General features: G+C 64.6%; 7 protein-coding genes. 6 read left to right on the forward strand and 1 reads right to left on the reverse strand.

Features of this window, described 5'->3' with window-relative positions:
- Positions 1-14 precede the first annotated feature (14 nt).
- Genes GTZ99_RS16295 through GTZ99_RS16320 form a run of 6 tightly spaced genes read left to right on the forward strand, consistent with a single transcriptional unit; the run spans position 15 to position 6,550 of the window.
- Positions 15-1,028 (forward strand): alpha-ketoacid dehydrogenase subunit beta, encoded by a 1,014-nt coding sequence (locus GTZ99_RS16295; RefSeq protein WP_161720806.1) that lies wholly within the window; start codon positions 15-17, stop codon positions 1,026-1,028.
- 11 nt (positions 1,029-1,039) lie between these two features.
- Positions 1,040-2,473: a 2-oxo acid dehydrogenase subunit E2 gene (locus tag GTZ99_RS16300; RefSeq protein ID WP_161720808.1), complete on the forward strand. Its 1,434-nt coding sequence runs from the start codon at positions 1,040-1,042 to the stop codon at positions 2,471-2,473.
- Positions 2,474-2,496: 23 nt separating this feature from the next.
- On the forward strand, positions 2,497-3,033 hold the full coding sequence (locus GTZ99_RS16305) for a VOC family protein (protein WP_161720810.1): 537 nt from the start codon (positions 2,497-2,499) through the stop codon (positions 3,031-3,033).
- A 12-nt stretch (positions 3,034-3,045) separates the two neighbouring features.
- A complete protein-coding gene (locus tag GTZ99_RS16310; protein WP_161720812.1) occupies positions 3,046-4,233 on the forward strand; it encodes an acyl-CoA dehydrogenase family protein in 1,188 nt (395 codons plus the stop codon).
- Positions 4,220-5,296 (forward strand): phosphotransferase family protein, encoded by a 1,077-nt coding sequence (locus tag GTZ99_RS16315; RefSeq protein ID WP_161720814.1) that lies wholly within the window; start codon positions 4,220-4,222, stop codon positions 5,294-5,296. The genes GTZ99_RS16310 and GTZ99_RS16315 overlap by 14 nt, the downstream gene beginning before the upstream one ends.
- Before the next feature lie 48 nt (positions 5,297-5,344).
- Entirely contained in the window at positions 5,345-6,550 is a 1,206-nt protein-coding gene (locus tag GTZ99_RS16320) for a cytochrome P450 (RefSeq protein ID WP_161720816.1), read from the forward strand.
- A gap of 110 nt (positions 6,551-6,660) precedes the next feature.
- Here GTZ99_RS16320 and GTZ99_RS16325 read toward each other — a convergent pair.
- Positions 6,661-6,869, reverse strand: a 209-nt coding sequence (locus GTZ99_RS16325; protein ID WP_201742573.1) for an FAD-binding protein, incomplete at its 5' end; no start/stop codon positions are given.

A 6,869-nucleotide genomic window follows, 5' to 3' on the forward strand; every position in this document is an offset into this window, starting at 1 on the left:
CGGGAGACAAGACAATGAGCAAGATGATGTACCGCGCCGCTGTTCTCTCGACCATCATGGAAGAGATGGAACGCGACCCCAATGTGGTGGTGCTGGGCGAAGACGTGGTGGGCGGCATGGGTACCGCTGGTGGCCCCGAGGCCATCGGCGGCATCTGGTCGACTTCGACCGGGCTGTATGACAAGTTCGGCCCGACCCGCGTGATCGACACGCCGATTTCCGAAAGCGCCATCGTGGGCGCGGCCGGCGGTCTGGCGCTGGCGGGCAAGCGTCCGATCGCCGAGCTGATGTTTGCCGACTTCATCGGCGTGAGCCTTGACCAGATCTGGAACCAGCTGGCCAAGTTCCGCTATATGTTCGGTGGCAAGACCAAGTGCCCCGCTGTCATCCGCATGGCCTATGGCGCCGGTTACAACGCCGCCGCGCAGCACAGCCAGTCGGTCCACCAGATCCTGACCGGTATGCCGGGCCTCAAGGTGGTGATGCCCACCACCCCCGCCGATGTGAAGGGCTTGCTGCGCACCGCCATCCGTGACGATGACCCGGTGATCTTCCTGGAGCACAAGGCGCTGTATGCCGTGCAGGGCGAAGTGCCCGACGATCCAGACTTCATGATCCCGTTTGGCCATGCGCGCCTGTCGCGCGCGGGCGGCGATGTGACGATCATCTCCTCGGGCCTGTTGCTGGGCATGTGCGAGGCGGTGGCCGACAAGCTGGCCGCCGAGGGCATCGGTTGTGATGTCATCGACTTGCGCACCACCAGCCCGCTGGACGAGGAAACCATCCTTGACAGCGTCGAGGTGACGGGCCGCGTCGTCGTCGTCGACGAAGCCCCGCCGCGCTGTGGTCTGGGCGCCGATCTGTGCGCGCTGGTCGCGGAAAAGGCCTTCTCCAGCCTCAAGGCGCCGCCGCTGCAGGTGACCCCGCCCCACACGCCGATCCCCTTCGCGCGTGAGCTGGAGAGCAATTATCTCCCCTCGGTCGACAAGATCGAGGCCGCGGTCCGCCGCGTCCTGTCCTATCGTTAAGCGAGGGTAAGATGCCCGATATCCGCCCATTCTGCATGCCCAAATGGGGCATCGAAATGACCGAAGGCACGCTGGCCGAATGGATGGTCGCCGAAGGCGAGACGTTCAGCAAGGGCCAGCTGTTGTGCCTGATCGAAACGGCCAAGATCACCAACGAGGTCGAGGCCGAATATGACGCCGTGCTGGCGCGTGTGCTGGTTCCGGCCGGTGGCGCTGAACAGCCGGTTGGCGCGTTGCTGGCCGTGACCGCCGCGCCGGGTACGGACGCGGCCGAGATCGACGCCTTTATCGCCGCGTTCAAGCCCGCTGACACCAGCGTGGCCGCGCGTGGCGGCAGCAGCGATGCCGCCCCTGCCCCCGCGGCGGCGGCCGCAGCGCCCGTCACCAACGCCCCGCGCAAGATCGAGACCAACCGTCCGATCAGCCCCGAGGCGTTGAAATTTGCCGAGGACAACGGCGTGGACATCGATCCCATCGTGGGGTCGGGTCGCGGTGGCCGCATCACGCTTCAGGACGTGCATCAGGCCGCCCGTTATCCGGCCAATCCGGCGCTGACCGGCACGCTGAGTGTCGAGGCCGAGGACCGCGCTGTCTTCGCCTCGCCACTGGCGCGCCGTATCGCGGCCCAGCATGGCATCAGCCTGTCGGGCGTCAAAGGCACCGGACCACGCGGCCGTATCTCCAAGGCCGACGTGCTGGCTCTGGTTCCCGCGCCCGCCTCTGCGGCGCCGGCAGCGTTTGGCGCGCCGTTCGTCGCGGTGGCCAACACCCCCACCGTCACGCGCTTTGACAGCGTGCGCAAGGTGGTGGCCCAGCGCCTGACCGAGGCCAAGCAGACCATCCCGCATTTCTATCTGCGCATGTCGGCCAATGTCGACAAGCTGATGGAGCTGCGCAAGACGGCCAATCTGGTGCTGGGCTGCAAGGCCAGCCTGAACGACTATGTCGTGATGGCATCGGCCCGCGCGCTGGCGCAACACCGTGACGTAAATGTTCAGGTGCATGGGCAGGAAATCCATTCCTTCCCGCATGCTGACATCTCGATCGCGGTGGCCAGCCCCAAGGGTTTGGTAACCCCCGTGGTGCGTCAGGCCGACCGTATGCGCATCGACCAGATCGCATCGGCCACCAGCGCCCTGATCGAAAAGGCCAAGTCTGGCCGTCTGGGCATGGACGACATGGCCGGCGGCAGCTTCTCGATCTCGAACCTGGGGATGTTCGGCATCGAGGATTTCGACGCCATCATCAACCCGCCGCAGGGCGCCATTCTGGCGGTCGGCACGATCACGCGCGAAGCGGTCGAGGACGGCGAAGGCTTTGCCTTTGAAAGCCGGATGCGTTTCACCCTGTCGGTGGACCACCGGGCGATCGACGGCGCAGGTGGGGCACAGTTCCTCGCCACGCTGAAGAGCCTGCTGGAAAACCCCGAAACGCTGTTCGCCTGAGCCGCCTCATTTAGGAGCATCCCATGACCAAGCGCGGCCCTTTGACCGACCTCGGCCCGATCATGCAATTGGCCTATCTGCCGTCCGATTTCGACGCGGCGATCAAGCACTGGACCGAAGTGGTCGGCGCGGGGCCGTTCTTTCTGATGGAAAACATCCAGCTGGGCGAAATGACCTACAAGGGTCAGCCCAGCGACGCGATGTTCTCGGTCGCGTGGGCCTATTGGGGCGACATGCAGATCGAACTGATCCGTCCTGAAAATGATGCCCCCTCGATCTATACCGGCGAATATGCGGTGCGCGACCAATTGCACCACGTCTGCATCGTGGTCGACGATCTGGAGGCCGCCCGCGCCGCATTGAACGCGGCCGGCGCCGAAATTTTGATCGAGGGCAAGGTGGGCGACACCGGCGGCGTGTTCTATGCCGATGCGGGCGGTGGCCCGGGCAATATCGTTGAATATGTAAAGCTGGCCGAAGGCGGACCTGAACTGTTCGCCATGATGCGCGAAGCCGCGCGCGGCTGGGACGGCAGCGAACCGCTGCGCAAGCTGGGTTAAAAGGAAATCAACATGCCGACCGAACGCGCGATCGCCATCGCCAACCGGGTGGAGGAATTCGTCCGCACCCAGATCATCCCGTATGAGACCGATCCCCGCCGCGACCATCACGGCGCCCCGCTGGATGAGATGGTCTATGAAATGCGGGAAAAGGCCCGCGCCGCTGGCGTGCTGACGCCGCATATCCTGCCCGATGGCACCCATCTGACGCAGCGCGAAACGGCCACCGTGCTGATCAAGTCGGGCCTTTCGCCGCTGGGTCCGCTGGCCTGCAACACCATGGCGCCCGACGAAGGCAACATGTATCTGATCGGCCATGTCGCCAATGACGAGCTGAAGGAACGCTTCCTCAAGCCTCTGGTTGAAGGGCGCGCGCGTTCGGCCTTCTTCATGACCGAACCGGCCGCGTTGCAGGGTGCGGGCTCGGACCCCTCGATGATGATCACCACCTGCCGCCGCGACGGCAACCATTGGGTGATCAACGGCAAGAAGTGCTTTATCACCGGGGCCGAAGGCGCGCAGGTGGGTATCATCATGGCCAAGTCGGAAGAGCCCGACAGCGCGGGCGGCGCCTGCATGTTCCTGGTCGATCTGCCCGATCCGGCGATCCGCATCGACCATGTGCCCAACACCATCGACACCTCGATGCCGGGCAGCCACGCCGATGTCACCATCGAAAATCTGCGCGTCCCTGCCAGCCAGTTGCTGGGCAACGCCGGCGATGGTTTCAAATATGCGCAGGTCCGCCTGAGCCCTGCCCGCCTGTCGCACTGCATGCGCTGGCTGGGTGGCTGCATCCGCGCGCAGGAAATCGCCACCGATTACGCCAACCGCCGCCGCGCCTTTGGCAAGGAGCTGATCGAGCATGAGGGCGTGGGCTTCATGCTGGCCGAAAACTGGATCGACATCCAGCAGGCGACGCTGATGATCGACTGGTGCGCCAGCGTGCTGGACACCGGGAGCCTGGGCACCGTCGAAAGCTCCATGGCCAAGGTGGCCGTCTCCGAAGCCCTGATGCGCATTGCCGACAAATGCGTGCAGGTGATGGGCGGCACGGGCGTCACCGACCGCACCATCGTGGAGCAGATCTTCCGCGAAGTGCGCGCGTTCCGCATCTATGACGGCCCGACCGAAGTGCACAAATGGTCGCTGGCCAAGAAGATCAAGCGCAAGTGGAAGCAGGACAATGGCCTCGTCTGAGGAAGGTAAGCCCGCCGTGGATCTGGCCGCCGCGAACACCGGTGTTGGCGCCATGCGCACGGCGTTTGACGTGGCCGCGTTGGAAGGCTGGCTCACCGCCAACGTACCGGGCTTTACCGGCCCGATCGAGGTGGGTCAGTTCAATGGCGGCCAGTCGAACCCGACCTATCGCCTGACCACGCCGCAGGGCAGCTATGTCCTGCGGCGCAAACCGGCCGGCCCGATCCTGAAGGGCGCGCATGACGTCATGCGCGAGGCTCGCGTGCAAATGGCGCTGGCCGGGAGTGACGTGCCCGTCGCCCGCATCCTGTGCGCCTGCGAGGACGAAAGCGTCATCGGCAGCGCGTTTTACATGATGGACATGGTCGATGGCCGGGTGTTCTGGGACGCAGGCTTTACCGATGTTCCCATGGCCGAGCGCGCCGCCTATTTTGACGAGATGAACCGCGTCATCGCCGCGCTGCATTCGGTGGATTATCAGGCGGTTGGTCTGGGCGATTACGGGCGGCCGGGCAATTATTTCGCCCGCCAAATCACCCGTTGGTCGCGCCAGTATCAGGACGATGATCTGGCCGGGCGCGATCCGGACATGGACGCGCTGGTCGAATGGCTGCCCGGAGCTATTCCCCAAGGCGATGAGACCAGCATCGTTCACGGCGATTTCCGCTGTGACAACATGATCTTCCACCCGACAGAGCCGCGCGTGCTGGCTGTGCTGGACTGGGAATTGTCGACGCTGGGGCATCCGCTGGGCGATTTTGCCTATCACGCAATGATGTACCGCATGCCGGGCGATATCGTCGCGGGCATTGGCGGCATGGACCCGGTGGCGCTGGGCCTGCCGACCGAGGAAGCCTATATCGCCCGCTATTGTGAGCGGACCGGGCGCGAGGCCATCGCCAACTGGGACTTCTATCTGGCGTTCAACTTCTTCCGGTTGGCGGCGATTTTCCACGGGATCAAAGGGCGCGTGTTGCGCGGCAATGCCAGCAACGCCCAAGCCGCCGCCCGTGCCGAAGCGTTCCCGCGACTGGCCCGTCTGGCGCGGGAGTGCATGAAGTAAGGCCAGCAGACCAAAGATATACAACGATAAAAGACAGGAGAGATGTTGATGGACGTGATCGATATTCCGGCCCATGTGCCGCCCCATCTAGTCACGGACATCAACATCTTTGCCCTGCCCGGCGCCGAAACCGACTATATCGCGGCATGGCTGGCGCTGCAGGAACGCGGGCCGGACGGGCTGATCTGGACCACCGCCAATGGCGGCCACTGGATCGGCACGCGCGGCGATGTGGTGCGCAGCCTGTGGGCCGACACCACGCGCCTGTCGAACGAAGTGCTGGCCGTTGTCCCCGGCCTTGGCGAAGCGATGCAGTTGATCCCGCTGCAACAGGACGGCGCGACACACAAAACCTTTCGCGACGCGGTGATGAAGGGCTTTGCCGGGCGGCACATCGCCGCGCTGGAGCCGCAGGTGCAGGCGCTGGCCCGCGAATTGGCGCAGGGGCTGGTGGCGCGCGGTTCCTGCGAATTCATGTCGGAATATGCCGAAATTCTGCCGGTCGACATCTTCCTCTCGCTGATCGACGTGCCGGTGGGTGATCGCCTGCACTTGCGCCCGCTGGCCGCGCAACTGGTGCGCCCCGACGGCAGCATGGGCGTGATCGAATTGCGCGACGCGGTGGACGATTACCTGCGCCCGCGCATCGTCCCGCGCATCACCAATCCCGGCAGCGATCTGTTCAGCCGCATTCTGGCCGAACCCGTCCACGGCCGCCCCTGGACCGAGGATGAGGCGTTGCGCATGGCGCGCAACATCCTGTTTGCCGGGCTGGACACGGTGGCCGCGCTGGTGGGCATGACCGCAATGCATCTGGCGCTGCACCCACAGGATCAGCAATTGCTGCGCGACAATCCCGATCTGATCCCGGCGGCGGCGGACGAATTCACGCGCCGCTACCCCAGCGCCTCGGTCAGCCGCAACGCGGTCGAGGATGTGCAGGTCGGCGACCTGACCATCCGCAAGGGTGACATTGTCTACCTGCCCAGCGTGCTGCACAATCTGGACGCGGGCAGCTTTGACGACCCGATGGCTTTCCGGCTGGACCGCAAACTGAACCCGACACACCACACCACCATGGGCGTGGGCGCGCACCGTTGCGTGGGCGCGGGGCTGGCGCGGATGGAATTGATCGTGTTCCTGCGCGAATGGCTGGCGATCATCCCGCCGTTCACCATCGCGCCGGGCGGCCGCATCGCGATGAAGGGCGGCAATGTGGGCACCTGCACCCATCTGCCAATTGCTTGGGCCTGACGCGCGGCGCAAACGCGGTTTAAACGCCAGCTTATTGCTATCACTGACAACAAAAAGGCGGGGGTTTTTGCCCCGCCTTTCGTTTGTGCCTTGCCGCTTGGTCGCCCGGATCAGATCTTGGTCAGGATCTCAGGCAGCGCGGTGAACAGGTCGGCTTCCAGGCCATAGTCGGCCACCTGAAAGATCGGCGCATCGCCGTCCTTGTTGATGGCGATGATGGTCTTGGAATCCTTCATGCCCGCAAGGTGTTGAATCGCGCCGGAAATACCGACCGCGATATAGACCTCGGGGGCGACGATCTTGCCCGTCTGGCCCACCT

Origin of the sequence: Novosphingobium ovatum (assembly GCF_009909235.1) — a bacterium.
GTDB lineage: Bacteria > Pseudomonadota > Alphaproteobacteria > Sphingomonadales > Sphingomonadaceae > Novosphingobium > Novosphingobium ovatum.

Coding starts and splice junctions, on each gene's coding strand:
- GTZ99_RS16295 (WP_161720806.1), top strand. CDS start 15: ATGAGCAAGATGATGTACCGCGCCGCTGTTCTCTCGACCATCATGGAA.
- GTZ99_RS16300 (WP_161720808.1), top strand. CDS start 1,040: ATGCCCGATATCCGCCCATTCTGCATGCCCAAATGGGGCATCGAAATG.
- GTZ99_RS16305 (WP_161720810.1), top strand. CDS start 2,497: ATGACCAAGCGCGGCCCTTTGACCGACCTCGGCCCGATCATGCAATTG.
- GTZ99_RS16310 (WP_161720812.1), top strand. CDS start 3,046: ATGCCGACCGAACGCGCGATCGCCATCGCCAACCGGGTGGAGGAATTC.
- GTZ99_RS16315 (WP_161720814.1), top strand. CDS start 4,220: ATGGCCTCGTCTGAGGAAGGTAAGCCCGCCGTGGATCTGGCCGCCGCG.
- GTZ99_RS16320 (WP_161720816.1), top strand. CDS start 5,345: ATGGACGTGATCGATATTCCGGCCCATGTGCCGCCCCATCTAGTCACG.